Below are 26,274 nucleotides of genomic sequence, written 5' to 3'. Positions count from 1 at the left end.
TGGCCGGTCTCCGCCGATTACCCTGCGAACATGGCCGTTCCCCCCGAACTGACGCGGGTCCTCTCCCCCCGCATGATCGAACGCGTCGTACGGCACGTGACCTCCGCCGGCAAGACGCAGGAGATCGTCGCGCCGTTCACCGGCGAGGTCCTCACCGAGATGCCCGTCTCCACCGCCGGCGACGTCCACGACGCCTACCGGGCCGCGCACGAGGCGCGGCGGGCGTGGGCGGCCCGGCCCGCCCGGGAGCGGGCCGAGCCCTTCCTGCGCCTGCACGGCGCCATCCTGGACCGCCGCGACGAGATCCTCGACATCCTCCAGTGGGAGACCGGCAAGGCGCGCAGGCACGCCTTCGAGGAGGTCCTCGACGTCGCGGGCTGCACCCTGTACTACGCGCGGCGGGCCCCGGGCCTGCTGGAGCCCGACCGGCGGATCCCCTTCATGCCCGTCGTCACGAAGACCGTCGAGAACCACCGGCCCAAGGGGACGGTGGCGGTGGTCTCGCCGTGGAACTACCCGCTCTCGCTCGGCGTCACCGACGTCGTCCCGGCGCTGCTGGCCGGCAACACCGTGGTGCACAAACCCGACACCCGGACCGCGCTCTCCACGCTCTGGACGATCGACCTGATGGTCTCCCTGGGCATGCCCAGGGAGATCTGGCAGGTCGTCCTGGGCGAGCCCGAAGAGGTGGGCGACCCGCTGATCGAGGGCGCCGACTACGTGGCGTTCACCGGCTCCACCCGGGCCGGGCGCCGGATCGCCGAGCAGGCGGGCAGGAACCTGATCGGCTGCTCGCTGGAACTCGGCGGCAAGAACCCGATGCTGGTGCTCGACGACGCCGACCTGGACCTCGCGGCCCAGGGCGCGCTGCGCGCCTGCTTCACCAACGCCGGGCAGCTCTGCCTGTCGGTCGAGCGGCTCTACGTCCACGACTCCGTCCACGACGCGTTCGTCGACCGGTTCGTCCGCCAGGTCGGCAACATGAGGATCGGCGCCGGGTTCGACTGGAACCTGCAGATGGGCTCGCTCTCCTCCCGGCGGCAGCTGGAGGCGGTCACCGCGCAGGTGGACGACGCCGTCGCCAAGGGCGCCCGGGTGCTCGCCGGAGGCCGGGCGCGCCCGGACCTGGGGCCGTTCTTCTACGAGCCCACCGTGCTGGCCGGCGTGGACGAGAGCATGGAGCTCTGCCACGCCGAGACCTTCGGGCCCGTCGTGGCGATCCACGCCTTCGGCGACGACGACGAGGCGGTCGAGCGCGCCAACGACACCGCGTACGGACTGAACGCCTCGATCTGGACCCGCGACGTGGCGCGCGGGCGCGCGCTGGCCGCCCGCGTCGACGCGGGCACCGTCAACGTCAACGAGGGGTACGGGTCGGCCTACGCCTCCTACGACGCCCCCATGGGCGGCATGAAGTCCTCCGGTCTCGGCCGCCGCCACGGGACCGAGGGGCTGCTGAAGTACACCGAGTCGCAGACCGTCTCCAGCCAGGCGTCCTGGCTGGGCTTCGAGCCGGTCCTCGGCATGACCTACGAGCGCTACGCAGACACCCTGGTGGGCGTCTTCAAGACGCTCAAGGCGCTCCGGCTGAAGTGAGGCTCCGTGTTCGACCATGACGTGCTGGTGATCGGATCGGGATTCGGCGGCAGCGTCTCGGCGCTGCGGCTGACCGAGAAGGGCTACCGCGTCGCCGTGCTGGAGGCCGGGCGCCGCTTCGACGAGAGCACCCTGCCCAGGACCTCCTGGCGGGTCCGGGACTTCCTGTGGGCGCCCGCGCTGGGCCTGAAGGGCATCCAGCGCATTCACGTGCTCCGCGGCGAGAAGGGCACCGGCGTCATGGTCCTGGCGGGCGCGGGGGTCGGCGGCGGCTCCCTCGTCTACGCCAACACGCTCTACGAGCCGCACGAGGCGTTCTTCCGGGACGCCCAGTGGGCGGGCGTCACCGACTGGAAGGCCGAGCTGACGCCGTACTACGACCAGGCCAGGCGGATGCTGGGCGTGGTGCTCAACCCGACCGTCACCCGCGCGGACGAGGTGATGCGCACGGTCGCCGAGCGGATGGGCGTGGGCGACACCTTCCACCTGGCCCCGGTCGGGGTCTTCTTCGGCACCCCGGGCGTCGAGGTCGACGACCCGTATTTCGGTGGCGCCGGGCCGCGCCGCAGCGGCTGCACCGAATGCGGCGAGTGCATGACGGGCTGCCGCCACGGGGCCAAGAACACGCTGGTCAAGAACTACCTGCACCTGGCGGAGCGGGCCGGCGCGAGGGTCCTCGCCGAGACCACGGTCACCTCGGTCGCCCCGCTGGACGGCGGCGGCTACCGGGTCGAGACGCACCGGACCGGCACGCCCTGGCGCCGCCGCGCGCTCACCGCCGAGCAGGTGATCTTCGCCGCCGGGACGTACGGCACCCAGCGGCTGCTGCACGCGCTCAAGGCGGACGGGAGGCTTCCCCGGATCTCCGACCGGCTGGGCACCCTCACCAGGACCAACTCCGAGGCGCTGCTCGGCTTCGAGCGCCTGTCGGTCACCGGCGACAAGCTCAACCGGGGGGTGGCGATCACCTCCTCCATCCACCCCGACGCCCACACGCACATCGAGCCGGTCCGCTACGGCGACGGCTCCAACGCGATGGGCATGCTCCGCACCCTGCTCATCGACGGCGGCGGCGCCCCGCGCTGGCTGAGGTTCCTCGGCGAGGCGGTGCGCAGGCCCCATCTGGTGGCGCGGCTGTTCAACCACCGCCGCTGGTCAGAGCGCGCGATCATCGCCCTGGTCATGCAGGCCAAGGACAACTCGATCACCCTGTCGTCGCGCAGGGGGCCGTTCGGGCGGCGGCTGCGCTCGGGGCGCGGGCACGGCGAGCCCAACCCCACCTGGCTGCCCGCGGGCCACGAGTTCGTCCGCCACGCGGCCAAGGAGGTCGGCGGCGTTCCGGGCGGCTCCTGGCTCGACCTGTTCGACATCCCGGCGACCGCGCACTTCCTGGGCGGCTGCGCCATCGGCGCCGGGCCGGAGACCGGGGTCATCGACCCCTACCACCGCGTCCACGGCCACGAGGGCCTGCACGTCGTCGACGGCTCCGCGGTCTCGGCCAACCCGGGCGTCAACCCCTCGCTCACCATCACCGCCCAGGCCGAGCGCGCCATGGCCCTGTGGCCCAACCGGGGCGAGCCGGACACCCGCCCCGCCCCCGGCTCCCCGTACGTCCGCCTGGCGCCCGTCGTCCCCGGGAACCCGGTCGTCCCGGCGGCCGCCCCCGGGGCCCTGCGCCTGCCCATCGTCGAGATCACCTGACGGGAGGCGCCGGCCTTCCCGCGCCGGCGCCCGCCAGGGCGTCGGTGACCTCGCCGAGTCCCATGCCCAGCGCGGTGAACCTGCGGATCTGGAGCAGGCGGCTCAACGCGCTCATGCCGTAGCTCCGGTAACCGCCGGGGGTGCGTTCCGGTTCGGCGAGCAGCCCGATCCGGTGATAGTGACGTACGGTCCGCGGGGTCACGCCCACGAGCTTGGCGATCTCGCCTATCAGCAGCATGGCGACCAGTAGACCCCCTGTCCCTGCGACAAGGTCAACCCGTCGACCCTCCGCGAACGCGTCCGCCGGGTCAGCAGCCGCGGGCCTCCCGGCACGCCTCGGGCGCCTCGGCCATCGTGACGGCGGTGATCGCGCGGGCGGCGGCGCCGAGCGCGGCGAGCTGCTCGGGCGTCAGCACGTCGACGACGAGCCGGCGCGCCTCGCGGACGTGGCCGGGGGCGATCTCCTCGACCCTGGCGAAGCCGGCGTCGGTGAGCCGCGCCTGCGTGCGCCGCCCGCCGCGGCAGGACTCGCTGTGCCGCTCGACCCAGCCGGATCGCTCAAGGCGGGTGATCGCGTGGGAGAGCCGCGAGAGCGACCCCTGCGACAGCGCGGCCAGGTCGCTGAGCCTCACCGTGCGGCCGGGCGCCTCGGAGAGGGCCGCGAGCACCTGGTACTCGAAGGAGTTCAGGCCGGCGTCGCGCTTGAGCTGCGCGTCCAGGGCGGGCGGCAGGGTCATGAACAGGGCGACCAGCGCCCGCCATTCGCGCTGCTGGTCGGGCGACAGCCACGGCGGGTCGGGCTCGGGGATGTCTTCGCGAGGGGTATCGGGGCTCACACACCAACCCTACCTGGTGACTTGAACATTCAAGTCGTTCGGCATATCGTCGACTTGAACATTCAAGCCGATTCGTTCGTCAGGGGAATCCCATGTCCGTGCTCCGCGTCGACGCCTCCATCCAGGGCGACCGCTCCGCCAGCAGCGCACTCGCCGACCGCATCCTCGACGAGTTCGCCGCCGCCCGCCCCGGGGTGCCGGTGGTACGGCGTCACCTCGGCCGGGACCCGCTGCCCGCGCACGCCTGGGAGACCGCGATCTCCGGCAGCCACCTTCCGGAGGCGGACCGCACCGCCGCGCAGCGCGAGGCGCTCGCCACGGCCGAGGGGCTCGCCACCGAGCTGCGGCAGGCGACGAGCGCCGTGCTCGCGCTGCCGCTCTACAACTTCGGCGTCTCGCAGCACGCGAAGACGTGGATCGACCTCGCGCTCGCCGGAGCGCCGCACGGCACCCGCCTGCTCGACGGCACACCGACCGTCCTGGTCGTCACCCGCGGTGGCGCCTACGGTCCCGGCACCCCGCGCGAGGGATGGGATCACAACATCGACTACCTGCGCCGGATCCTCGCCGACATCTGGGGCGCCGACCTCACGGTGGTCGAGCGCGAGTTCACGCTCGTCGGCGTGAACCCGGCCCTCGACGAGTTCACCGAGATCGCGGCGATCATGCGCAAGACCTCGGAGGAGGCGGCGGACGAGGCCGGCAGGGCACTCGCCGCCCGGCACGCCGCCTGACCCGCCAGGCGCGTCTTCGGCCTGCCGGCCGCTGGACCGGGGTTCCGGGGGGCCTCTAGCGTGCGTGGATGCGAAGAATCGTCATCACGCAGAACATCACGCTCGACGGGGTCGTCGACGCCGAGCAGTCCTGGTTCGACGTCACCGCCGACACCGAGCAGGGAAGGGAACTGGCCGCGGTCACGGCCGAGCACGCCGCCGCGTCGGACGGCTTCCTGGTCGGACGGACCACCTTCGAGGCGATGCGGGGATTCTGGCCCCAGCAGGTCGACGACCGCACCGGGGTCACCGGCCACCTCAACCGGGTGCGGAAGTACGTCGTGTCGACCACGCTGGACGACCCGGGGTGGGACGGCACGACCGTCCTGCGGGGTGGCGACGCGCTGGAGTCGGAGATCCGTGCCCTGATCGACGGCGACGGAACCGACATCGTGCTCACCGGCAGCATCACGCTCGCACATGCCCTGCTGCGGGCCGGCCTGGTCCACGAGCTGCGCCTGTTCACCTATCCGGTCGTGCTCGGCCGGGGCCGGAGGCTCTTCCCGGACGGCTGGCACGCGAAGGACCTGAACCTGGTCGAGCAGCAAACGTTCTCGGGCGGGGTGACCCTCACCAGGTACGCCCTCTGAACGGTCTCCCGGAGCCCGTCCCTGTTATCAGGTAGCTTATAGTCAACTATCAGGTGCCTGATAACAGGGACGGGGTATGAGGGTTCTGATCATCGGGGCGGGGATGGGCGGGCTCACGCTGGCCCAGGCGCTGCGCCGCAACGGGATCGACGTGGTCGTGCACGAGCGCGACCGGGCCCTGGAGGCCACGGGCGGATACCGGCTCCACCTCGACGACCGGGCCTGCGCGGCACTGCGCCGCCGTCTCGCGCCGGACCACTACCAGGCGCTGCTGGCCAGCTCGGCCGGACCTCAGGCGTTCACGCGGTTCGCGGTCGCCGACCACAGGATGCGGCTGCTGTTCACCGAACCCCGCGAGCGGGCGTCGGAGACGCTGATGATCGGCCGGATCCCGCTGCGGCGGCTGCTGGCCCACGGCCTGGACGACGCGCTGCGGCTGGGGTCGGAGTTCACCGGGCACCGCACCCACCCCGACGGCACGGTCACCGCGTCCTTCGCCGACGGCGGCACCGACCACGGGGACCTGCTGGTCGGCGCCGACGGCGTGGGGTCGCGCGTCGCGCGGGCACTGGCCGGGCGTCCGACGTCCCTCCCGGCCGGGGTGAGCGGCATCGCCGGCCGCACCGCCCTGACCGCCGCCACCCGGCCCCTGATCCCCGCGTTGCTGGCGCGCGGGCCCGCCCTGGCGTTCGGCCCCGGCGGCGTCGGGCTGTTCCTCACCGTCCACGACCCCGGCTCCGGTGCCGCGGTCGACCCCGCGACCTGTACGGAGATCGCGCCGATCACCGAACCGCCCACCCTGATCTGGGGCGCGCTGGCACCGGAGAGGACCTACCCCGGCCGGCCGCGCGAGCTCGACGGCGCCGGGCTGGTCCGGCTCGCAGACTCCACCCTGCGCGGCTGGGACGAGGCCGTACGCGCGCTGGTACGCGCGGCCGATCCCGCGACGGCGGCCTTCTTCGCCTTCCACACCGCCGATCCCGACGCCGACCTCACCCCGTGGCCGGCCGGTGCCGTCACCGCGCTGGGCGACGCCGTCCACGCCATGCCCCCCACCGGGGGCAGGGCCGCGGCCACCGCGATCCGCGACGCCGACGTGCTCGCCGAGGAACTGCTCCTGGTGCGCGACGGGCAGTCCACGATCCCGCTGGCGGTGCACCGCTTCCAGAACAGGATGGCCGGCTACGCCGGCGAGGCCGTGCGCACGTCGATGCAGCCGCTGCGATGGATCCACCGGCTCGCCACACCGGCGGGAACCCGGGCCTCCCGGGTCGCGCTGCCGACCGTCGCCGCCGCCGCACGGCTGGGCCGCACCCTCACCGGGGCCCGCGGTGCCTGAGGCACGTCCCGGGGAGGGGACATGGCCCGAGGGCGAACCCGACCTCCCGCTCTGGGAGCTGATCCAGACCTCCTACGTCGTCACCCGGGGCTTCACCGAGGTCTTCGGTGCCGTCGGGCTCACCCCCGCCCAGTTCGGCGTGCTGGCCTCGCTCGCCGACGGCGACGACCTCAGCCAGGCCGAACTCGCCCGAACGATCATGGTGCGGCCGCAGAGTCTCGGCGAGGTGGCCGCGTCCCTGATCGGGCGCGGCCTCGTCGAGCGCGACGGGCCGGGCGGGCGCGGGCGCCGCGCGGCACTGCGCATCACCGAGGCGGGCCGGACGCTCCTCGGCCGCGCCCTGCCCGGAGTGCTCGCCTTCAACGCCCCGCAGGCCATGGGCCTGTCGGCCACGGACGCCGCCGAACTGGTCCGGATGCTCCGCGTCGTCCGCGCCACCCTGTCCTGCGGGGAAGGTCCCGGATCCGGGTGATCGGAGGCGGCATGGTCCCGGGGTTCGTCCGGCATGCGGCCGCGCCGCTTCGAAGCGGCAACGTCCGTCCACGGGTCCGGGCGACGGCAGCGGCTCGATGGGCGGAGAGCCCCGTCAGTCGCCCCATGCGACGGCGTCGAGCATGTCGTCCCAGGTGACGTAGGGGAGCTCGGGATGCCGCTGGTGAAGGATCTCGCCGGGCAGGGTCATGGGCGGCGCCTTGCGCGGATCGGCGAGACCCTGGGCGACGATGGCGTCGGTCAGGGCACGGGCACCGCCGTGACGGGGGTAGACGGCGTGCACGCGGTCGGCGTAGCCGGCGGGGAGCGCGTCGGGGCCGGTCAGGTCGATGCCGATGCCGTCCTGGGCGATCGCGATCTCGGGCGGGCGGCGGCGGACGAACACCGGCGACTGGCGGAAGCCGCGGGAGGTGTGCAGGGCGATGCCGTCCCAGACGGTGTCGACGCGGCGGTCGGTGATGCCGCGCTCCTCCATGAACCGGGCGGCGAAGTCGGCGCCGTCGAGTTCGAACCGCCGGCCGGTGTCGGCGCGGGCGGTCAGGCCCATGTCGTGCAGCACGCAGATGAGGAACATGACCTCGACGTCGTAGTCCTGGCCCGGCCGGCGGCCGGCCTTCGCGGCGGCGGCCCGGGCGAACAGGAAGCTGCGCAGGCTGTGGTGGCTCAGGTACGGCTCCTGGACGTCCATGACCAGCCGGTGGGCCGCCCGGGCGATCGGCGTGGCGGGGAAGGACAGGTCGGCGGATGTGACGGTTCCGTCGGATGTGGCGGTCTCGGCGGACGTGGCGAATGTGCCGGGCGCGTCGGCGGGGCCGGCTCCCGGTTCGGCGCGACGGGGCAGGGGCGAGTTCATCCGGTCTCCTTCGGGGACGGTCACGTCAGCGGTCGGTGTGGGAGGTGCGGAAGCGCCGGCGGTGGGCGGTCGGCGTCGTGCCCAGGACCTGCAGGAACGCCCGGCGCATCGTCTCGTCGGACCCGAAGCCGCATCTGCGGGCGACCGAGTCCACGCCGGCCGCGCCGGTCTCCAGGAGAACCTGCGCCGCCTCGACCCGGATCCGCTCGACGTACCGGCCGGGGGTGAGACCGACCTCACGGCGGAACAGCCTGGTCAGATGACGTTCGCTCACCGCGGCGCGGTCCGCCATCGCGGCGAGGGTGTGGTTGCCCGCCGGTTCGGCCGCGACCGCGTCCAGGAGTCGGCGCAACGCGGGGTGGCGGGGCGTGGCGACGGACGTGCGGACGCTGAACTGCGACTGGCCGCCCGGGCGTTGCAGGAACACCACCATGTGCTTGGCCACCGTCCGTGCGAGGTCCGGACCGTGGTCCTCCTCGACGAGGGCGAGCGCCAGATCGATTCCGGCGGTGACGCCGGCCGAGGTCACCACGCGTCCGTCCCGCACGAAGATGGCGTCGGGTTCCACGGCGACCCGCGGAAACCGGGAGGCCAGGTCGGCGCAGGCGGCCCAGTGCGTCGTGGCCCGCCGCCCGTCGAGCAGTCCGGCCTCCGCCAGCAGCAACGCCCCCGTGCACACCGAGGCCACCCGGCGCGCGCGCCCGGCGAGCTCGGGCAGCCGGCCCATGAACGACTCGGCCGGGCGGTCACCGTCGGGGTAGACGTACCCCGGCACCAGCAAGGTGCCGACCGATCCCTCCACCTCGCTCAGGGCCAGGTGCGCCCCCAGGGGCGCACCGACATCCGTACGTACCGCGCGTCCGTCGACCGAGGCGAGCCGGATCCGATAGCGGCGGGACCCGTGCAGAACCTGCACCGGACCGGCCACGTCCAGCAGCACCACGCCGTCATAGACGGCCACGACCACGTCTTCCACACCATCAGCCTCGCGGCCTCCAGAAATGTCCACAAGGACAACCAGCCCACAGATCCGGACATCGCGGCTGCGGCTCTGGAGCACGACCGGTGAAGGGAAGCGGGCGATTCTCGACCTGGATGATCCGACAGCACACAGGACATCTCTTCACCATGCCGGAGCCGTGGGAAGAGAGACGCGCGACCGGACGTGGACGGATGCCGTTCATCGGCGCGGGTAAAGCTTGGTCACGAGCTACGCTGAAACTACAGCCCGGGTGATGTGCCCGAAGGAGGTTGGGCGACGATGAGCGTGGATCTCGAGCACGAGCCCCTTCATGGCCTCGCCCGCCGGGTCATCCGGTTGGCCGAGGAAACCCAGCACGCCGCTCAAGTGCTCGAACGCCGCCCGGAAGCGCCGGAGCGCCGTACCGGAGCCGAGCGCATCCTGAGCATTGCCGTCAGCATGCGAACCCACCTTGGTCAGGACGGACTGTCCACCGATGACCTCTACGACCCGGACATCGGCCTGCCCTGCCAGGAGAGTGGTGCCCGGTCCTCCGCTTCTTGCCGGTTCGCAGGTCAATTCCCGTGATCCAGGCTGCCTCGCGCGTACCGAAGTCCTGATCCGTGAGCCGGAAGTGTTCTTCCCGCTCACGGATCGGGGCTCCTGCGTTCTCCGGTCCTTCCAGATCTCGAGGTCCATCGCACCCCTTCAAGCCGGAGTGTTGCGACGACCGCCAGAAGGAGCAGGTGGCTGAGGGCCCTTGTGACTTCTGGCCCCTTAGAAGTCGAACTCGCCCTTCTTGGCTCCGTCGACGAACGCGTCCCAGACGCCGGCGCTCACGACGAAGGGGGCCTTGTCCGGGGCCTCGGTGTCGCGCAGGCCGACCCTTCCCCCGGACAGCGGAGCCACCTCAAGACAGTCGCCGCCGTTGGGACCGCTCTTGGTCGCCTTACGCCAGACCGCGTTCTCCAGCTCCTTGCTCAGGTCCACAGTTTCTCCGCCTCTCTGATCAACTCGATGGACACGTGCTGAGGATGTGCATGGACTCGAATCATGTCGTATGTGGCCTGGACGGCCTCGACATCCTCGGACCGGTTCGTGACCTGTCCGTTCAGTGCCGATTCGAGGTACACGGTATCCGCGCTCCCGGAAAGCTGGGCAATGACGAATCCGCCGAGCACCCCCGTAGTCACTCCGAGTGCCAGCGGAACCACTTGAATGGTGATTCTTGGAGATGCGGCATTCGTCAGGAGACGTTCAATTTGTTGGCGCATGACTTCTTTGCCGCCGATCGGGCGATGTAGAACGCCCTCGTCCAATACGACCCAGAGCATCGGCGGAGCTGCGCGAGTGAAGACGGCCTGCCGTTCCATCCGAGCGGCAACATACTTCTCCACCTGATGATCTTCTACGCCCGGTTTTCCGTGTAGTACCGCTCGGGCGTAATCCTCGGTCTGCAAAAGACCCGGCACGACGAGCGGTTGCCAGGTGTGCAGGGTGTGCGCCTGCTGCTCGATGTCCAGCCAGCCCCGGAACCACTGGGGGCTGGCCGCGCGGGTGATGTGCGTCCACAGGTTGATGATCTCCCCGCCCGCCTCCAGGGCGTCGTCGCAGCGCTGGGCGAAGTTCCGGCTGGGGGTGCGCTCACCTCTTTCGATGAAGCCGATCAGGCTCTGGCTGAACTGGATGATGTCCGCCAGTCGGTCCTGTGACAGTCCCGCCCGCTTTCGGTGCTTGCGCACCTCGGCGCCGAAGACGACCAGAGATTTCGCGACGCGACTGGGCTCGGGGTATGCGGACATTTCATCTCCGTCCGACGGGGAAGCACTCCGGAAGCACAGAAAAGCACTGTAGAACACAAGCTGTTCTAACAATGTGCTGACCTTTCACTACTCAACGTAGCCCTCTTGAGGGCATCCTGTGAAGTGCTTCGCGAAACAGCGGAATCGCAAGAAGGGCTTTTTTCTTCATGCGATGGAGGGCCCCCGTGAATTGGTGTCAAAAATGTCCGGAAAGTGATGGGGCGGGCGCCTGACCGCCGCCCTCCCCACTCCCGGTGACCGGTTCCCGCATTCGCGAGACATGGACATGTAACTCGCCCGCCACCCCTACGGGGACGGGGGCACGCGCCGCGACAGGTATGGACATCGCCCGTCGGGACGAGCCCCTCGAACGGACACGGAGGTCCGATCCGATGCACGACTCCACGGGAACCCCCAGGCCGATCAGGACCCGTCGGGACGCCCCGCCGTCCACGCCGCTCGGGTGCCGCTGGTGCGGGCATGCCTCGTACGTCCGCACCGCCTGCTGGGGCGTGCCCCACGATCCCACGGCGATCGCCAAGGTCCGCGCGCTGGTGGACGACACCCTCGTCGCCTGGACGCTCCGGCACCTCGCCGACGACGTGGTCCTCGTGGCCGGGGAGCTTCTGGCCAACGCCGTCGTCCACGGCGACGCCCCGGCGGCCCTCTGCCTGAAAGCCGGAGCGGGTGAGCTGCGCCTGGAGGTGACCGATCACGGGCCGGGACAGCCACGGCACCTTCGTCTCGACACCGACGCCCCGCACGGCCGTGGCCTGACCATCGTGGAGGCCCTCTCCCACGAGTCCGGCGTCGTCCCGCTGCCCGATCACCCCGGCAAGACCGTCTGGGCCCGCTGGTGGCTTCAACCTGGAACGGCTCGTACGGCTTCCTACGTGTCGTCCTGAGACGCGGGTCAGCCGGTGGGGCGTTGGACGGGCTGGGTCTCGGTGCGGTAGATCAGGGTCGTCTCGACGTGCACGATCTCGGGGCGGATCAGGAACTTCTCCAGCAGCAGCCGGTGCAGGCGGTCGGCGTCGGCGACCGCCACGTGGACCAGGAAGTCCTGCGGCCCGGCCACGTGGAACAGGGCGATGGTCTCGGGCAGGCCCAGGACGAAGGCCCGCAGCGGGTCCACGAGCTGGCTGGTGTGCGGGCGGACCCGCAGGGCGAGCAGCGCCTGCAGGGGGCGGCCCAGCGTCGCCGGGTCCACCTCGGCGCGGAAGGCGCCGATCACCCCGCGTCGGCGCAGGGAGCGCACCCGCTCCAGGGCCGTGGACGGGGCGACGCCCACCCGTTCGGCCAGGTCCTTGTTGGGCAGCCGCGCATCCTTCTGCAACTCGACCAGAATCCGCCGGTCCACCGAATCGAGTTCGACGATCATCGTGTTCACTCCTCCGGGATTCGGACCAGATGGCGGGCCACCGTGAATTCCACCAGTATCCCCGTGTGACGTGGAACATCGAGGAATTCGTGAACGCGGCGAACGCGACCGTCGGCGAGCTGGCCGCCTACGTCGACGAGAGCCAGCGGGGCGTGCCGCCCGTCATCCGGCGCAGGCCCCCGCGCGAGCTGGCCGAACGGCTCGATCTGGCCCGGTGGATCCGGGAGGGCGGGATGACCGCCGACGACCACGCGGCGTTCCTGCGGGTCTACCTCGCCGAGGGCACCCGGCTGCACCATCCCGGCTACCTGGGACATCAGGTCGCCGTGCCGGACTTCCCGGCGGCGCTCGCCGACCTCGTCCACGGGGTGAGCAACAACCCGATGGCGATCTACGAGATGGGCGCCTCGGCGGCGACCGTGGAGTTCGAGGTGCTGCGCTGGATGCTCGCCACGGTGGGGTTCGGCGAGGCGGGCGGCGGGGTGCTGACGCACGGGGGATCGCTGGCCAACCTCACCGCGCTGCTGGCGGCGCGGGCGGCGGTGGCGCCGGAGGCGTGGACCGACGGCGTCCCCGGCGACCTGGCCCTGCTCGTCCCGGCCTCGACGCACTACTCGCTCACCCGCGCCGCCGCGATCCTCGGACTGGGGGAGCGCGCGGTGGTGCCGCTGGAGGTGGACGCGCTCGGCAGGATCGACGTCGCGCGCCTGCCCGAGGTGTTGGCGCGGGTACGCCGTGCCGGGCGGCGGCCGATGGCCCTGGTGGCGAACGCCTGCGCGACCGGGACCGGCCTGTACGACGACCTGCGCGGCGTCGGCGAGTTCTGCGCCGCGAACGGAGTCTGGTTCCACGTGGACGGCGCCCACGGCGCCTCGGCGCTGCTGTCGGAGGGGCACCGCCACCTGCTGGACGGGATCGAGCTCGCCGACTCGCTGATCTGGGACGCGCACAAGATGCTGCGTACCTCCAGTCTGGCGGCGGCGGTGCTGACCCGCAGGGAGGGCGACCTGGACGCGGCCTTCCGGCAGGAGGCCAGCTACCTGTTCTACGGCGACCAGGGGTTCGACCTCGTCGGCAGGACCGTCGAGTGCAGCAAGGCCGAGCTGGGCCTGAAGATCTTCCTCAACCTGGCCTGGCGGGGCGAGCGCGGCCTGGGCGAGTACGTCGCGGCGAGGTACGCGACCGCCCACCGCCTGTGGGAGCTGGCCGCGCGACGGCCGGGCTTCACGTGCCCGTACGAGCCGGAGAGCAACATCGTCTGCTTCCGGTACGGCACCGGCGACCAGGCGGCCATCCGGGAGCGCCTGATGGGGGAAGGCTCGTTCCAGCTCACCTCGGCCGAGATCGGCGGGATCCGGCACCTGCGGGTGACCGTGATGGCCCCCTCCACCGACGACAAGACGCTGGAGGCCCTGCTCGACCGCATCGCCGAACCCGGCGACGGGGAACGCTAGGGCGTCCTTCGAGGCGGGCGCGTCCGGTCTTCGGGCTCGACCGATGCCCGGAGAACCGCCGTCCGGAACCCGGACGGCCCGCCCGGGGAGAGCGGAAACGACGGGCCCCCCGCCCGGCCGCGGAGAGGGCAGGGGGCCGTGTTCGTCAGTTGTCGGTGCAGAACATGTGGATGCGGCAGTTCGTCAGCCGACCGGCCTCGTTGGCGGCCGGCTCGCGCTCCTGCAGACCCTGAAGGTCCTCGACGTCGAAGGACATGGTGTTCACCTCCCTGTCGATCTCGTGGCCACGCCCGTGGCGGGCCGGTTCTCCTTCCGCCGCCCGGGAGCGGGCGGCGAGCCTGTGAGGGGGGAGCGCCAGGCGTCCCCCATGACGTCGTCGAGCATCCACGGCCGGGCGTTCCCGTGCCGGAGCCGCAGGAGGAAGGCGACGACGCCCGCCGTACCGCCGAGGAAGGTCGGCACGACGGCGGAGAAGGGGTCCGGCACGAGCGTCCTGCCGGAGCGGGAGACGGCCCGTGCCCGCAGGCACCCTGCCAGGTCCCCGGCCTGCCGCAGGTAGCGGTCCTCGCCGGTGAAGTCGGCCATGTCGAGCAGGAACTCGCCCTCGCCCGGCAGGCCGTGGCACGCGACCGTCCCCGACCGCCACCGAGTACGGTGCGCCGCGACCGCCGCGTGCCGGGCCAGCCGCAGCGCACCCTCGTCGCCGGTGGCGCGCCAGTGGCGGACGAGGAAGGAACCGATCCCCGACGACCCGCTGCACCAGTGCGGCCGTCGCGGCCGGAGCGTGCGCGGCTCCTCGGCCAGGGTCGGCCACCAGGCGCAGTCGCCGTCGACGTCGGCGTACTCCTCCAGGGCGCGGGCGATCTCGTGCACGGTCGCCATCCACTCCGGACGGCCGAGGGCGACCGCCCCGTAGAGCAGCGCCGTGCCGATCCCGGCGATCCCGTGCGCGAAGCCGAGGTGGTCGGCGCCCGCCAGGCCGGAGTCGAACGACGCTGGGACCGGCCAGTGCGGGTGCCCGCGCCGGTAGGAACGCGCGGCGTGCAGGTTCTCGAACGTCCTCGCGGCCCGCTCACGGAGCACGGGGTCACCCGAGCGGACCGCGAGGCGCAGCACCGTCATACCCGCGCCCGCCAGCCCGTGCGTCACGTCGGAGTTCGGGTACGCGGTCGGCAGCCGGGCCGCCGATCGCAGCGCCACGTCCATGGTCTCGCCGTCACCGGACGCCTCGGCCGCCTCGTACAGGGCCCAGAGGGCCCCCGAGCGCCCGAAGTGGAGGCCGGGAGGCCAGAGGTCCTCGGCGGCGAGGCGCTCGCGGAGCCACCGGGTCACGTCGGCCGCCACCTCGGTGGCCCGCGTGCTTCCGGCGGTCGTCGGGCCTTGCGCGGCCCCCGCCGCCCTCGCGCTCTCCGGGGCTTTCGCGCTCGTCGCCTTCGAGGCGTTCGAGGCGTTCGAGGCGTTCGAGGCGTTCGGGGCGTTCGGGGCCTCCGGGGCCTCCGGGGTTTTCGCGCCGACGTGTCGTACGCGAGAGGCGAGGGTGAGGACGCCAAGGATGCCCGGTACGCCCCCGTTCACCGAGCACGGGTCCGCCTCGACGCCGCCGTGGACGACGGGCCACGGCGACGAGCCGCCGCCCGAGGTGCCCGCCGTCTCCACCAGCCACGCCAGACCGTCCGCCACCAGGTCCCCCGCCCGCGCGCTCTCGTCGGCACCGGCCCGCGCGTCCGTCTCCGTGCGGACCCGGGACTCCGTCCGGTCGCCCGTCGCGACGCGGAGCGGATCGTCGGTGGCGAGCCCCTCCAGGTACGCGGTGCAGCGGTCCAGCGGCCAGCGTCGCCCCGGTTCGGCGACCAGCCCCTGCACCAGGGGCCGCAGCAGGGCCAGGGCGGGGTTGGACGCGGACACCGCGGCGATGTGGTCGAGCAGTCGGCGGCCACGGGCCGGGCCGGTGACGCCGTCCTCGGGAAGTTCCAGTCCCGCGCCCACCGCGAGGAAGTAGGTCAGCCCGCCGAGCCCGAACAGGTCGGCCGCCTCGTCCGGGGCGGGGCGGAACCTGCCGCTGTGCGGTACCAGTTCCGGGGCCAGGTAGCCGGGGGTGCCGCCGATCATGACGATCTCGCCGGGCGCCGCCACGTGCTCCGGGTCGATGAGCCGCAGATCACCGCCGGGAAGGATCATCACGTTGTCCGGCGAGAGGTCGCGGAAGACGTACCCGCACCCGTGGACGGCGCGCAGCGCCTCGACGAGGCGCCGCACGATCGGCAGGACCTCGGCGGGTGCGTGCCCGAAACCGTCGTGCCCGACGGGACCCGCGTTCTCCTCCGACCAGCGCCGCAGCGTCGTGCCGGGGACGTGCTCCTCGACGAGGAAGGTGTGCCCGCCCTGCTCGAAGAAGTCGACCACGGCGGGTACCAGGCCGGTGCCGGCCAGCGCCTCCAGGCGGGAGCGCTCGGTCGCCAGCCGGGAACGGGCGTCGCGGCCCGCGAGGTCGGACGAGGCGTGCGGGCGCCCCTCCTTGATCACCACTTCGGCGCCGTTCGCGGTGTCCCGTGCCAGGTACACGCCGCCCCTGTTGGCGTGTCGCACGGCCTCGCGGACCACGAAGCGGCCGTTCAGCATCACGGCGGCCGGTCGCGGCCCGCCGTTCCCGCTCCTGTTCTGCGTGCCGTTGCCGGTGGCCGGGGTGCCGGCGGGACGTGTCTCACGGGCTTGGGTGCCCGAGGGAGAGGTGCCCGAGGTGGAGGCGTCCCGGGTGGAGCCGCTCCCGGTGGAGGCGGCGGTGGTCGTGGAGGTGGTGGTCGTGGAGGTGGGGAAGGGGGAGGTGGCGAAGGGCGGTGGTGAGAACCTGGGCAGCCGTTCGTCCTGGAACGTCCTCCCCTCCGGTGTACGGAGCCGGATCTCGTAGAACCCGTCGTTGCCGAGCACCCGGTGCCCGGCGAAGGCCCCGTACCGGTAGTGGACGATCCCGCCCGGCCGGTAGGGGCGGTCCGACAGGATCGCCGGGCCGGGCAGCCCCCAGGTGGCCTCGTCGAGCAGTGCCGCCAGCCGGGCCGCCTCGACGTCGTCCGAGGGGTAGGCGGTGACGAACTTCCCCGCCTGCGCGCGGGCGCAGTGCGGCATCAGCAGCTCCCAGTAGTCGTCCAGCCGTGCCGGGAACTTGAAGGCGCACCCCTCGGCGGAGAGCACCCGGACGGCCCGGGAGAGCACGACCGGAGCGGAGAGCATCGTCGCGGAGAGGTGAAGTTTCCAGCCCTGCGCCGGCAGGACGCCTCCCACGGGGGCGATCCGGCACCAGAACCCCTCGTCGACGACCGACCAGGTGTGGGCCGGCGCCCGCCCGATCCCGGCGATCGCGATGTCACGCAGGAGGGTGCCGTCACCCGGAGCGCTTTTCACGACTGATCGTCCCGCCTTTCCGCTGTCGGGGTTCCGCGTCACACGAATGTCGTACGGACGTCATGGGGACGTCGAGGGGAAAGAGCGGCGCGGGTCCTCGTACCGGTCGTCATACCGGCCGGTACGAGATCCTCCCGGGCATTGCCGCCCAGGTCCACCAGGGTCCGCCTGGATCGGCGGAGGTGGTCGCGCATCTGTGCGATCGGCGGAACCGCCGCGCTCCTGGCGCCTTTCGGTGCTTGCACCAGAGAACACGGCGGGGGACGGGAGTGCCAGGTAAAAATACGCATCCGTGGTCCGCTCTCGCCATTCAGGCGGCCTTTAATGTGCATTTTTCGCGTTTACATATATCAATTCCCGGCAGCTTTATCCCGGCCTGATCAACGCCCCGGTCCGATCAACGACCTCCGTCCGACCGACGGCCTCGGTCCGATCAACGGTCCCCGTCCGACCGACGGCCCCGGGCCGCCAGAAGAGCGGCGAGCCCGGCGACCTGTGCCACCGCCAGGACGATCACACCCGCGCGGAAACCCGGGGCCCCACCCCCGGCCAGACCCCACGCCAGCGCCGTCGCGGCCGGGCCCACCGTGAAGGCGAGGGTCCGGACGGTGGCACCGACCCCTCCGGCGGTGCCGATCATGCCGGGCGGCGCGGCGGCGAGGAGCGCGGCGTTGTTCGGGGCGTTGAACAGGGCCTGACCGGCGCCGATCACCGCCAGCCGCCAGGCCAGGTCCACGAGCCCCGCGGACGCGCCGAGAGTGAGCATGCTCAGCGTCCCGGCCAGGGTCACCACGCCGCCCACGGTGGCGATCACGTTCGGCCGGTACCGGTCGGCCAGCGCCCCGCCGACCGGCGAGCACGCCGCCATCCCGCCGACGAAGAACAGCAGCGCGATCCCCGTCGTCCCGGGAGCACGCCCGAGCACGTCGGCGACGAGGTAGGGCAGCAGGAAGAGGGTCAGCCCGACGACGGAGCCCATCAGCAGCAGGGAGAGCAGCGGGAGACCGTACGCGCGGCGGCGGACGAGCGCGATCACCGGCCGGGAGGCGGGAAGCCGCCCCCACGTCACGGCCAGCGCGAGCGCCGCGACCACGAGCGGCAGGGCGACCGCCACCCGCTCCTCGACCTGGTCGAACGCCAGGAGCAGGGCGGTGACCGCCCCTCCCAGCACCAGGACCTCGCGCAGCAGCGACCGGTCCGGCACGGGCAGCCCGGCGCGGCCACCGGGAACGGTGCGGTGTCCCAGCCACAGCACGACGAGCAGGAGGGGGATCTTCAGCAGGAAGACCGGGCGCCAGCCGTACGCCTCGGCCACCAGCCCTCCCAGCGAGGCACCCGCCATCGTGCCGAGGGGCATGATCGTGGCGACGTAGCCCAGGGCGCGACCGCGCTGCCCGGCCCGTACGCTCGCGCCGACGACGGGCATGTAGACGGCGACGACCAGCGCTCCCGCGATCCCCTGCAGCACGCGGGCGACCAGGAGCAGCCAGAACACCGGTGCGAACGCCGCCAGCAGGCTCGTCAGCCCGACCCCGGTCACCGCGAGCAGGAGCACCGACCGCACGTCGGCGCGGTCCACCCACCGTCCCGCGGGAATCGCCAGGGCCGCCGTCGGCAGGATGTACGCCAGCAGCACCCACGTGGTCGCGGCCGGGCCGACCCCCATCTCGGCGCCGATGACCGGCAGGGTGACCGCGGCCAGGCTCATCTCGACCGAGACGACCAGCATCGCCGTCCCGAGCGCCACCACCGGCCCCCACCGGGTGCGCTCCACCACCCCGGCCCCGGCCGTCGTCCGTGCTTCGTTCCTCGTCATGCCCGCGACGCTAGGAAGGGGCGCGTCCGGCCCGCTTCTGTCGATCGACCGGGTCGGAGCCCGGACGCGCCGGTCGCGGGGGACGGGACTTCGCGGCAGGGAGCCGCACGGGCGGCCGGTGGCCGGTGGCCATGGCGGGTCGCCGTCGCGGCCGCCGGCCGGATCCAGTCGGTTGCCGGCCGGACCCAGTCATATGACTCATGCGGTGTCCTCGCCGGTCCTCCTACCGTCGATGTCGTCAACCGACCACGGCATGAAGGAGATCGTCATGCGCGCCATCCGGCAGTACGCCTTCGGCCCCGCCGAGAACCTGCTGTACGAGGAGGTCGAGGACCCCTCTCCCGGCCCGGGGCAGGTCCGCATCGCGGTGAGGGCCGCCGGGGTCCACCTCATGGACACCTCGATCCGCGCGGGCTCCGCCGGTGAGCTGCCCTTCCCGCTCCCGGACCTGCCGATGACCCCCGGCCGGGAGGTGGCCGGTGTCGTCGACGCGGTGGGCGACGGCGTCGAGGAGAGCTGGCTGGGCCGCCGGGTCGTCGCCCACCTGGGCCTGGCCGGCGGCGGCTACGCGGAGCTGGCGGTCCGCGAGGTCGAGGCGGTGCACGCGCTCCCCGACGACCTGGCCGACGACGTCGCGGTGGCGATGATCGGCACCGGCCGCACCACGGTGGGGATCCTCGACGTCGGGCGGATCGTGCCGGACGACGTGGTGCTGGTGACCGCGGCGGCCGGTGGGATCGGCAACCTGCTCGTCCAGGCGGCGCGCGACGTCGGCGCGACCGTCGTGGGCGTGGCCGGCGGCCCGGCCAAGGTCGAGCGGGTCCGCCGGCTGGGGGCGACGATCGCCGTCGACTACGACACGCCGGACTGGGACGGCCGGGTGCGCGGCGCGCTGAACGGACGCGAGGTGACGGTGGCGTTCGACGGGGTCGGCGGCACCCCGGGCCGTACCGCACTGGAACTGCTCGGTGTCGGCGGACGGTTCGTCATGTTCGGCTGGTCGGCGGGGAAGCCGACCGAGCTGTCCACCGGCGACCTCTACGCCCGCTGCCTGACCGTCTCGGTCGCCCTCGGCCCGCGGATCCTCAAGGTGCCCGGGGGGCTGCGCGGCCTGGAGGAGCGATCGCTCGCCGAGGCGGCGTCCGGCAGGCTCGTCCCCGAGGTCCAGCGGTTCGCGCTCGCGGACGCGGCGGCGGCGCACACGGCCCTGGAGACACGCGCCACCGTCGGCAAGGTCGTCCTGACCCCGTGACGCCGTGACGCCGTGACGCCGTGACCCCGTGAACCCCCGACCTTCCGACCCTTCCGGACCCTTCGCGCCGAAGCCGGACGGGACCTTTCCCGTCCGTTCGGCGCCGTAGTGCGGGCATACTCCCGCCGTCGTAGAGCGACGGTTTCTCCTCCCCGCGATGTACGGGTGGAAGCCATCCGTGGGGGGACGACCGGCACCGGCGGGCGAGCGACGATGACGGCCATGAGAACCCCAGCCAGATACGTCCACGGGGCGGCGCTGCCGGCCACCGGGCTGCTCGCCGGAGCCTTCGGGTACGGCGCGGTCAACGTGGTCCCGACGTTCGGGGCCGTCCCGCTGGACGTGCGCCTGACCTTCCACACCGCGATGATGGAGGTCAACGAGCCGGTCATGCAGAGTGCGATGGCACTGGCGATCCTCACCTCGTTCGGCCTGGCCGTCGTCGGCCGCGGCCTGCCACGGCGCCTGGCGCTCGGGGCCGGCGTTCTGACGGTGGCCTCGCTGCTGGTGACGGTCTTCGGCAACGTCCCGCTGCACGCCCACTTCAGGCGATGGGCCGCCACCTCCGCACCGGCCGGTCACGCCGAGATCCTGCAGAGGTGGGAGCTCTTCCACACGATCCGTACCCTGACCGCCCTGTCCGCCTTCGCGCTGATGATCGTCATCGCCGTCCTCACCCGGCCCGAGCCCCCGTGAAGGAGCCCGGCGCCCCACCCGGTCCGGGCGATCCTCCCCGGCGTCCGGATCGATCTGCGGACCGCCGTGACACGGCTCGGCCCGATCGAGGAGGGCTCCGGCACCGGTGATCCACGGCACGCGGGACGGCGACGTGCCGTTCGACCACGGGAAAGCCGCGGCCGAGCGCATACCCGGCGCGCGACCGTACCGGATGGAGAACGACGATCACCTGGGCTTCTGGCTCGGCCCGGGAGCGGGCCGGGGACAGGCCACGGCGCGAGCCTTCCTCAGGCGGCACGCGTCGGATGGATGAGAACCCGTCCGGGGCCCCCACGGTCGATGCCACAGGGAAGAGCCGACGCCACAGGGAAGGGTCGAGATCACAGGGACTCGCCTCCCGGCACCCCTTGACCTCTACCATGCTTGAGGTAGCACCGTGGTGCACATGAACACGCACCCCGCGGCGCACGCCGCGGACATCGAGGCCATCGAGCAGGTCGTGGCCACCGTGGAGCACTCCCAGCGGCACAAGGACCCCGACGAGTTCCTCGCCCTCTTCCACCCCGACGCGGTCTGGACGACGGGCGGCGGCAAGGTCCTCATCGGCCTCGACGCGATCTCGGAGTTCACCCGCGAGGTCCTCCCCGCCTCGGACTGGGACGGCAAGGTCACCTACGAGGTGATCCACGTGCTCTTCATCCGCCCGGACGTCGCGGCGGTCAAGGTCCGTCAGCTCTACCTGACGCCGGGCGACCAGAACGAGGGGGCTCCGCTGTACGTGATGTCCAGGCAGGACGACGGCCGCTGGCTGCTGACCGCCTGCCAGAACACCGAGGTCGTCGCGGGCTGATCGACCCCCGGTGAGCGGCCGCACTCCCCGCGCCTTCCGGGGACCGGCACGTCGGACGACCCGTCCCGCGCTCACCCGCCGCCCACGACCACCGACCTCCTGGAAACGATCAACCAGTCATGTTTCACGGACGGACCGACGAACGAGCGGTCATCGACCGGCTCCTGGCGGACGCCCGCCGCCGCCGCAGCGGCGCGCTGGTCGTCCGCGGGGAGGCCGGGATCGGGAAGTCCGCCCTGCTCGACCACGCCGCGGGGGCGGTGGCCGGGGACATGCGGGTGCTGCGAGGGGTCGGGATCGAGGCGGAGAGCGAGCTGCCGTTCGCGGGCCTGCACCTGCTCCTGAGGGGGGTCGCCGACCACATCGGCGCCCTTCCCGCCAGGCAGGCGCGGGCCCTGCGCGGAGCCCTGGGCACGGCGCCCGCGGCGGGCGGCGACCGCTTCCTGACCGGTCTCGCGGTCCTGACCCTGCTGGCGGACCTGGCCGAGGAGCGCCCGTTGCTGTGCCTGGTCGACGACGCCCACTGGCTCGACCACGCCTCCGCCGAGGCCCTGCTGTTCGCCGCCCGCCGGCTCGACGCCGAGGGCGTCGCCCTGGTCCTCGCCGCCCGCGACCTGCACGCGCCCGCCTTCCCGGCGCCCGGCCTCGCCGAGGTGCGCCTGCCCGGCCTGGACGCCGCGGACGCCGAAGGCCTGCTGGCCGGGCACGCCGCCGACCTGCCCCGGCACGTCCGGGACCAGATCCTGCGGGAGGCCCGGGGCAACCCGCTGGCCCTGCTGGAGCTGGCCGCCGCGCAGCGCGAGGGCCGGCTGCCCGCCTACCCCTACATTCTCGGGACGCCGCCGACCCACGGCCGGATCCAGCAGACCTTCACCGACCGGATCGGCACGCTGCCCGAACGCACCCGGACGCTCCTGCTGGTCGCCGCCGCCGACGACACCGGCGACCCGGCCGTCGTCCTCGGGGCGGCCGCGCGGCTCGGCGCGGCCGTCGAGGACCTGGAACCGGCCGAGCACAGGCGGCTGCTGCTCCTGGCCGAGAACGGCCTGGTCTTCCGGCACCCGCTGATCCGTGCCGCCGCCTACCGGGGGGCCACGCTGAGCCGGAGGCTCGCCGCGCACCGGGCGCTCGCCGACGTCCTCGGCGCGCGGGGCGACGACGACCGGCGTGCCTGGCACCTGGCCGCCGCCGTCACCTCCCCCGACGAGCGGGTCGCCGCCGCGCTGGAGCGCACCGCCGAGCAGGCACGCACGCGCGGCGGTCACGCGGCGATCGCCGCGGCCTACGAGCGCGCGGCCTCGCTCAGCCCCGCCCGGCGCGACAGGGGACGGCGCCTGACCGTGGCGGCGCGGGCCGCGGCCGACGCCGGGCAGTTCGAGCGGGCGGCCACCCTGGCCGACCTGGCCGACCAGGCCGACCCGCACGCCGCGGACCCGGCGACGACGGCGGAGGTCGCGCGGGTCCGGGCCGTCGTCGCCGCCGAGCGGGGCCTGCCGAAGGCGGCCCACGAGATCCTCGTCGGCGCGGCGCTCTCCACCGCCGGGCACGACCCGGACACCGCGGCGGTCATGCTCCTCGACGCGGTGGAGATCACCTGGTTCGCCGGTGACCTCGCCGCGCTCGCCGACGTCGTGGAGCGGACCGGCGAGGCGGGGATCGACCCGGGCGATCGCGTACGCGCCCTCGTCCGGGCGGCCAGGGGTCTCACCGGCCTGGCCGCCGACGAGGTGGGGGACGGGCTGCCGGCGCTGCGCGAGCTGATCGCCCTCACGCGGGCCGGGCCGCACGGGGCGGAGTTCAGGGAGCGCGCGCGGATCACCTGGTGGCACCTCATGGTCGGCGAGCACGCCGCGGCCTGCGACCTGGCCGCCGCCCTCGTACGGGACTGCCGCGTCGAGGGCGCGATCGGCGTGCTGCCGCGCGCGCTGGCGCTGCTCGCCAGGGCACAGGCGCTCCAGGGACGGCACCGCGACGCGCTGGCGAGCGCCACCGAGGGGCGGCGCGTCGCGCGCGACACCGGCCAGAGCGACCACGAGGGCTACCACTCGGTGGTGCTCGCCTGGATCGCGGCCGTCGAGGGCGACCGGGAGTGGTGCGAGGACCTGACGAGGGAGGTCCTCGCGCGGGGGACGGGGGCGAACGTGGTGTGGGCCGGGTGCGCGCTCGGCCTGCTCGACCTCGGGCTCGGCCGGCACGAGGCGGTCCTGAGCAGGCTGGAGGACCTCACGGCCGGTCCGAACCGGCTGGACGTCCTGTCCAGCCTGCCCGACCTCGTCGAGGCCGCCGCCCGCCTGGGGCTGCCCGGACGCGCCGCGGAGCCGTACCGCTGGTACCAGGGGTGGGCCGACCAGATGCGGCGGCCCTGGGCCGGGGCGATCGCGCTGCGGTGCCGGGCGCTGCTCGCCGGAGACGAGGAGGAGGCGGGCGAGTACTACGCGCGGGCGGTCCGGCTGCACCGCACCGGCGAGCGGCCCTTTGACCGCGCCCGCACCGAGCTGCTCCACGGCGAGTGGCTGCGCCGCTCCCGCCGCCGGGCCGAGGCCCGCCCGCCGCTCCGCTCCGCCCTGGAGATCTTCGAGCGGCTCGGCGCCCGGCCCTGGGCCGGGCGTGCCCGCGCCGAGCTGCGCGCCTCGGGCGAGAGCGTCGCCGCGGGCGCGCCCGATCGCGGCCCCGGCCCGCTCGGCCGTCTCTCCCCGCAGGAACTCCAGGTGGTACGGCTCGCCGCGACGGGTCTCAGTAACCGCGACATCGGCGCCCGGCTCTTCCTCAGCCCGAGGACCGTGGGCCACCACCTGTACAACGCCTACCCCAAGCTGGGCGTCGCCTCCCGCGGCGAACTCGCCCGTCTCGACCTCTCGGCCGATCCCGACCGGCGCTCCGCGTTGTAGCGTCACCGTCATGACCGAACTCGACGGCCGCCTCCGTGCGGTTTGCGACCTCACCGTCTCCGGCGTCAGGGAAATGGCCGGACGGCACGAGTACGACGGCATGATCCAGGATCTGTCACCGGAGGGTGTGCGCGCCGGGCTGGCCGCGCTGGGCCGGGGGCCGCTGCCCGCCGACCCCTACGACGCCGCCCACCTGCAGATCTTCGAGGAGGCCGTGCGGGTGCAGCTCGGCGAGCTGGAACTGCACCGGCGCAGCCCCATGGAGCACCTGGGCAACCTCGACCTGGCCACCTACGACCGCGAGTACGCCCCCGAGGCCGACCGGGAGGCCGCCAAGCACGCCCACCTCGCGCTGTGGCCCGAGGCGGTGGACAACGCCGTGGCCTCCCTCGACATGCTCAGCGCCCCCGTCGCGACCGCGCTGCTCGGGGCGGTGCGCGGCCTGGCGTCCGGGGTGCCCGGGGACGCGAAGGAGAGCGCGCGCGAGGCCGCGTTCAGGGCCCACGCCCGGCTGGTGGAGCACGTCGAGAAGGCCGCCCGCTCCGGGGACCCGGACGCCTCCCTCGGCGCCGGCGGCCTGGCCCGGCTGATGAGCGCGGGCGAGGGACTCCCGGTCGACCTGGGGCGGCTCGCCGAGCGGGCCGACGCCGAACGCGACCGCCTGATGGCCCGGCTGGCGGAGGCCTGCGCGGCCCTGGGTTTCGCCGGACGGCAGCCGCTGGAGGTGGCGCGCGAGCTCGTCAGGGACCACCCCGGGCCCGACGGCGTGATCGAGGCGGCCAGGGCCGGCACCGAGCGGGCGATCGCGTTCACCCGGGAGAAGGACCTGGTGCCCTACCACGACGGCGAGTGCCTGGTCGGCATCGCGCCCGAGTCGCGCCGGTGGGCGATGGCCATGATGAGCTTCTCGGCGCCGGGCGAGCCCGACGGCCCCTCCTGGTACCACGTCACCCCGCCCGACGCCTCCTGGCCCGAGCGCGACATCGAGGAGTGGCTGGAGGTCTTCAGCGAGACCACGCTCCCGGCGATCAACGTGCACGAGGTCGCCCCCGGGCACTTCTCGCACGGCCGTGCCCTGCGCCACGCCCGCTCCGAGGTGCGGCGGACGCTGATGTCGCTGGCCTTCGCCGAGGGCTGGGCGCACTACGCCGAGGAGTTGTGCGTGGAGGAGGACTTCGCGCCCGGCGACCCGCGCTTCGAGATCGGCGTGTGGCTGGAGGCGCTCATCAGGGTGACCCGGCTGGCCTGCGCGATCGGCGTGCACTCCGGCGCGATGACCGTCGAGGAGGGCGCCCGCCGCTTCGCCGCCGACACCCACCTCGCCGGTCCCGCCGCCCTGTCGGAGGCGGCGCGGGCCACCTTCGACCCCACCTACGGCCGCTACACCTGGGGCAAGCTGGAGATCCTCGACCTGCGCGAGCGCGCCAGGGCCGAATGGGGCTCCGGCTTCGGGCTCAAGCGCTTCCACACCGCCATGCTCGACCTCGGCTCCCCGCCCCTGGGCCTGCTCGGCCACTCCCTCGGGGGGACGGCCACCGGCCCCGTGTGAGCGTACGGGCGGGCGGCGGGCAACGGTCAGCGGACGGCCGGTGGCGGTCGGCGGTCGGCGGACGGCA

The 26,274-nt window shown here is 73.2% G+C and carries 24 protein-coding genes; 15 read left to right on the top strand and 9 right to left on the bottom strand.

The annotated features are described in order from the left end of the window. The first annotated feature begins 30 nt into the window (after positions 1–30). Both ACLQ2R_RS23655 and ACLQ2R_RS23650 read left to right on the top strand, forming a co-directional pair. The gene (locus ACLQ2R_RS23655; protein WP_425962664.1) at positions 31–1,596 is read left to right on the top strand and encodes a succinic semialdehyde dehydrogenase; all 1,566 of its coding nucleotides are present in this window, start codon (positions 31–33) and stop codon (positions 1,594–1,596) included. A gap of 6 nt (positions 1,597–1,602) precedes the next feature. After that, positions 1,603–3,297, top strand: coding sequence for a GMC oxidoreductase (locus tag ACLQ2R_RS23650; RefSeq protein ID WP_425962662.1), 1,695 nt, complete (start codon positions 1,603–1,605; stop codon positions 3,295–3,297). Here the strand turns inward: ACLQ2R_RS23650 and ACLQ2R_RS23645 are convergent. Continuing rightward, complete coding sequence (locus ACLQ2R_RS23645; protein WP_425962660.1) at positions 3,290–3,535, bottom strand: MerR family transcriptional regulator; 246 nt, start codon at positions 3,533–3,535, stop codon at positions 3,290–3,292. The genes ACLQ2R_RS23650 and ACLQ2R_RS23645 overlap by 8 nt on opposite strands. Positions 3,536–3,605: 70 nt before the next feature. Further along, the gene (locus tag ACLQ2R_RS23640; protein WP_425962658.1) at positions 3,606–4,133 is read right to left on the bottom strand and encodes a MarR family winged helix-turn-helix transcriptional regulator; all 528 of its coding nucleotides are present in this window, start codon (positions 4,131–4,133) and stop codon (positions 3,606–3,608) included. 92 nt (positions 4,134–4,225) lie between these two features. Here ACLQ2R_RS23640 and ACLQ2R_RS23635 point away from each other — a divergent pair, with 92 nt between their 5' ends. The 4 genes from ACLQ2R_RS23635 to ACLQ2R_RS23620 all read left to right on the top strand — a co-directional run bounded on the left by ACLQ2R_RS23635 (position 4,226) and on the right by ACLQ2R_RS23620 (position 7,307). Further along, positions 4,226–4,867, top strand: coding sequence for an FMN-dependent NADH-azoreductase (locus tag ACLQ2R_RS23635; RefSeq protein ID WP_425962656.1), 642 nt, complete (start codon positions 4,226–4,228; stop codon positions 4,865–4,867). 68 nt (positions 4,868–4,935) lie between these two features. After that, the gene (locus ACLQ2R_RS23630; RefSeq protein WP_425962654.1) at positions 4,936–5,496 is read left to right on the top strand and encodes a dihydrofolate reductase family protein; all 561 of its coding nucleotides are present in this window, start codon (positions 4,936–4,938) and stop codon (positions 5,494–5,496) included. A 76-nt stretch (positions 5,497–5,572) separates the two neighbouring features. Further along, positions 5,573–6,835, top strand: coding sequence for an FAD-dependent oxidoreductase (locus tag ACLQ2R_RS23625; RefSeq protein WP_425962652.1), 1,263 nt, complete (start codon positions 5,573–5,575; stop codon positions 6,833–6,835). Then, complete coding sequence (locus ACLQ2R_RS23620) at positions 6,828–7,307, top strand: MarR family winged helix-turn-helix transcriptional regulator (RefSeq protein WP_425962650.1); 480 nt, start codon at positions 6,828–6,830, stop codon at positions 7,305–7,307. Before ACLQ2R_RS23625 ends, ACLQ2R_RS23620 begins: the two co-directional genes overlap by 8 nt. A 114-nt stretch (positions 7,308–7,421) precedes the next feature. On the opposite strand, the gene ACLQ2R_RS23615 is transcribed toward ACLQ2R_RS23620, so the two are convergent. Together ACLQ2R_RS23615 and ACLQ2R_RS23610 are read right to left on the bottom strand one after the other, a co-directional pair. Next, positions 7,422–8,180: an HD domain-containing protein gene (locus tag ACLQ2R_RS23615; RefSeq protein WP_425962648.1), complete on the bottom strand. Its 759-nt coding sequence runs from the start codon at positions 8,178–8,180 to the stop codon at positions 7,422–7,424. Between the two features lie 25 nt (positions 8,181–8,205). Continuing rightward, positions 8,206–9,156, bottom strand: a complete 951-nt coding sequence (locus ACLQ2R_RS23610) for a GlxA family transcriptional regulator (RefSeq protein WP_425962646.1) — start codon at positions 9,154–9,156, stop codon at positions 8,206–8,208. A gap of 285 nt (positions 9,157–9,441) precedes the next feature. Between ACLQ2R_RS23610 and ACLQ2R_RS23605 the strand changes: the two genes are divergently transcribed. Continuing rightward, positions 9,442–9,729, top strand: a complete 288-nt coding sequence (locus tag ACLQ2R_RS23605; RefSeq protein WP_425962644.1) for a hypothetical protein — start codon at positions 9,442–9,444, stop codon at positions 9,727–9,729. 189 nt (positions 9,730–9,918) lie between these two features. On the opposite strand, the gene ACLQ2R_RS23600 is transcribed toward ACLQ2R_RS23605, so the two are convergent. Both ACLQ2R_RS23600 and ACLQ2R_RS23595 read right to left on the bottom strand, forming a co-directional pair. Continuing rightward, entirely contained in the window at positions 9,919–10,131 is a 213-nt protein-coding gene (locus ACLQ2R_RS23600; protein ID WP_425962642.1) for a DUF397 domain-containing protein, read from the bottom strand. Further along, positions 10,122–10,943, bottom strand: a complete 822-nt coding sequence (locus tag ACLQ2R_RS23595) for a helix-turn-helix domain-containing protein (protein WP_425962640.1) — start codon at positions 10,941–10,943, stop codon at positions 10,122–10,124. Before ACLQ2R_RS23595 ends, ACLQ2R_RS23600 begins: the two co-directional genes overlap by 10 nt. A 392-nt stretch (positions 10,944–11,335) precedes the next feature. Between ACLQ2R_RS23595 and ACLQ2R_RS23590 the strand changes: the two genes are divergently transcribed. Then, complete coding sequence (locus tag ACLQ2R_RS23590; protein ID WP_425962638.1) at positions 11,336–11,848, top strand: ATP-binding protein; 513 nt, start codon at positions 11,336–11,338, stop codon at positions 11,846–11,848. An 8-nt stretch (positions 11,849–11,856) separates the two neighbouring features. Here the strand turns inward: ACLQ2R_RS23590 and ACLQ2R_RS23585 are convergent, their stop codons facing one another. Then, the gene (locus ACLQ2R_RS23585; protein ID WP_386236421.1) at positions 11,857–12,324 is read right to left on the bottom strand and encodes an Lrp/AsnC family transcriptional regulator; all 468 of its coding nucleotides are present in this window, start codon (positions 12,322–12,324) and stop codon (positions 11,857–11,859) included. A gap of 65 nt (positions 12,325–12,389) precedes the next feature. Between ACLQ2R_RS23585 and ACLQ2R_RS23580 the strand changes: the two genes are divergently transcribed. Further along, positions 12,390–13,778, top strand: a complete 1,389-nt coding sequence (locus tag ACLQ2R_RS23580) for a pyridoxal phosphate-dependent decarboxylase family protein (RefSeq protein ID WP_425962636.1) — start codon at positions 12,390–12,392, stop codon at positions 13,776–13,778. A gap of 261 nt (positions 13,779–14,039) precedes the next feature. On the opposite strand, the gene lanL is transcribed toward ACLQ2R_RS23580, so the two are convergent. Continuing rightward, the gene (gene lanL, locus ACLQ2R_RS23575) at positions 14,040–17,174 is read right to left on the bottom strand and encodes a class IV lanthionine synthetase LanL (RefSeq protein ID WP_425962634.1); all 3,135 of its coding nucleotides are present in this window, start codon (positions 17,172–17,174) and stop codon (positions 14,040–14,042) included. 433 nt (positions 17,175–17,607) lie between these two features. Continuing rightward, positions 17,608–18,990: an MFS transporter gene (locus tag ACLQ2R_RS23570; protein ID WP_425962632.1), complete on the bottom strand. Its 1,383-nt coding sequence runs from the start codon at positions 18,988–18,990 to the stop codon at positions 17,608–17,610. A 232-nt stretch (positions 18,991–19,222) separates the two neighbouring features. Here ACLQ2R_RS23570 and ACLQ2R_RS23565 point away from each other — a divergent pair, with 232 nt between their 5' ends. The 6 genes from ACLQ2R_RS23565 to ACLQ2R_RS23540 all read left to right on the top strand — a co-directional run bounded on the left by ACLQ2R_RS23565 (position 19,223) and on the right by ACLQ2R_RS23540 (position 26,207). Beyond that, positions 19,223–20,242 (top strand): zinc-binding dehydrogenase, encoded by a 1,020-nt coding sequence (locus tag ACLQ2R_RS23565; protein ID WP_425962630.1) that lies wholly within the window; start codon positions 19,223–19,225, stop codon positions 20,240–20,242. 222 nt (positions 20,243–20,464) lie between these two features. Further along, entirely contained in the window at positions 20,465–20,938 is a 474-nt protein-coding gene (locus ACLQ2R_RS23560) for an anthrone oxygenase family protein (protein WP_425962628.1), read from the top strand. Positions 20,939–21,044: 106 nt separating this feature from the next. Next, complete coding sequence (locus ACLQ2R_RS23555) at positions 21,045–21,233, top strand: hypothetical protein (RefSeq protein ID WP_425962626.1); 189 nt, start codon at positions 21,045–21,047, stop codon at positions 21,231–21,233. A gap of 132 nt (positions 21,234–21,365) precedes the next feature. Next, the gene (locus ACLQ2R_RS23550; protein ID WP_425962624.1) at positions 21,366–21,770 is read left to right on the top strand and encodes an SgcJ/EcaC family oxidoreductase; all 405 of its coding nucleotides are present in this window, start codon (positions 21,366–21,368) and stop codon (positions 21,768–21,770) included. 119 nt (positions 21,771–21,889) lie between these two features. Continuing rightward, the gene (locus ACLQ2R_RS23545; protein ID WP_425962622.1) at positions 21,890–24,658 is read left to right on the top strand and encodes a helix-turn-helix transcriptional regulator; all 2,769 of its coding nucleotides are present in this window, start codon (positions 21,890–21,892) and stop codon (positions 24,656–24,658) included. Positions 24,659–24,668: 10 nt separating this feature from the next. Next, on the top strand, positions 24,669–26,207 hold the full coding sequence (locus ACLQ2R_RS23540; protein WP_425962620.1) for a DUF885 family protein: 1,539 nt from the start codon (positions 24,669–24,671) through the stop codon (positions 26,205–26,207). Positions 26,208–26,274: the final 67 nt, after the last annotated feature.

This window comes from Streptosporangium sp. DT93 (assembly GCF_049844535.1).
In the GTDB taxonomy this organism is placed as follows: domain Bacteria; phylum Actinomycetota; class Actinomycetes; order Streptosporangiales; family Streptosporangiaceae; genus Streptosporangium.
The sequence above is the reverse complement of the archived record's forward strand: the minus strand, read 5'-3'. Positions and strand labels throughout refer to the sequence as shown.

Bases quoted from the DNA above. Each gene is read 5' to 3' on its own strand.
- ACLQ2R_RS23655 (WP_425962664.1), top strand. From the start codon at position 31: ATGGCCGTTCCCCCCGAACTGACGCGGGTCCTCTCCCCCCGCATGATC.
- ACLQ2R_RS23645 (WP_425962660.1), bottom strand. From the start codon at position 3,535: ATGCTGCTGATAGGCGAGATCGCCAAGCTCGTGGGCGTGACCCCGCGG.
- ACLQ2R_RS23635 (WP_425962656.1), top strand. From the start codon at position 4,226: ATGTCCGTGCTCCGCGTCGACGCCTCCATCCAGGGCGACCGCTCCGCC.
- ACLQ2R_RS23630 (WP_425962654.1), top strand. From the start codon at position 4,936: ATGCGAAGAATCGTCATCACGCAGAACATCACGCTCGACGGGGTCGTC.
- ACLQ2R_RS23625 (WP_425962652.1), top strand. From the start codon at position 5,573: ATGAGGGTTCTGATCATCGGGGCGGGGATGGGCGGGCTCACGCTGGCC.
- ACLQ2R_RS23615 (WP_425962648.1), bottom strand. From the start codon at position 8,180: ATGAACTCGCCCCTGCCCCGTCGCGCCGAACCGGGAGCCGGCCCCGCC.
- ACLQ2R_RS23605 (WP_425962644.1), top strand. From the start codon at position 9,442: ATGAGCGTGGATCTCGAGCACGAGCCCCTTCATGGCCTCGCCCGCCGG.
- ACLQ2R_RS23595 (WP_425962640.1), bottom strand. From the start codon at position 10,943: ATGTCCGCATACCCCGAGCCCAGTCGCGTCGCGAAATCTCTGGTCGTC.
- ACLQ2R_RS23590 (WP_425962638.1), top strand. From the start codon at position 11,336: ATGCACGACTCCACGGGAACCCCCAGGCCGATCAGGACCCGTCGGGAC.
- ACLQ2R_RS23585 (WP_386236421.1), bottom strand. From the start codon at position 12,324: ATGATCGTCGAACTCGATTCGGTGGACCGGCGGATTCTGGTCGAGTTG.
- ACLQ2R_RS23570 (WP_425962632.1), bottom strand. From the start codon at position 18,990: ATGACGAGGAACGAAGCACGGACGACGGCCGGGGCCGGGGTGGTGGAG.
- ACLQ2R_RS23565 (WP_425962630.1), top strand. From the start codon at position 19,223: ATGTCGTCAACCGACCACGGCATGAAGGAGATCGTCATGCGCGCCATC.
- ACLQ2R_RS23560 (WP_425962628.1), top strand. From the start codon at position 20,465: ATGAGAACCCCAGCCAGATACGTCCACGGGGCGGCGCTGCCGGCCACC.
- ACLQ2R_RS23550 (WP_425962624.1), top strand. From the start codon at position 21,366: ATGAACACGCACCCCGCGGCGCACGCCGCGGACATCGAGGCCATCGAG.
- ACLQ2R_RS23545 (WP_425962622.1), top strand. From the start codon at position 21,890: ATGTTTCACGGACGGACCGACGAACGAGCGGTCATCGACCGGCTCCTG.
- ACLQ2R_RS23540 (WP_425962620.1), top strand. From the start codon at position 24,669: ATGACCGAACTCGACGGCCGCCTCCGTGCGGTTTGCGACCTCACCGTC.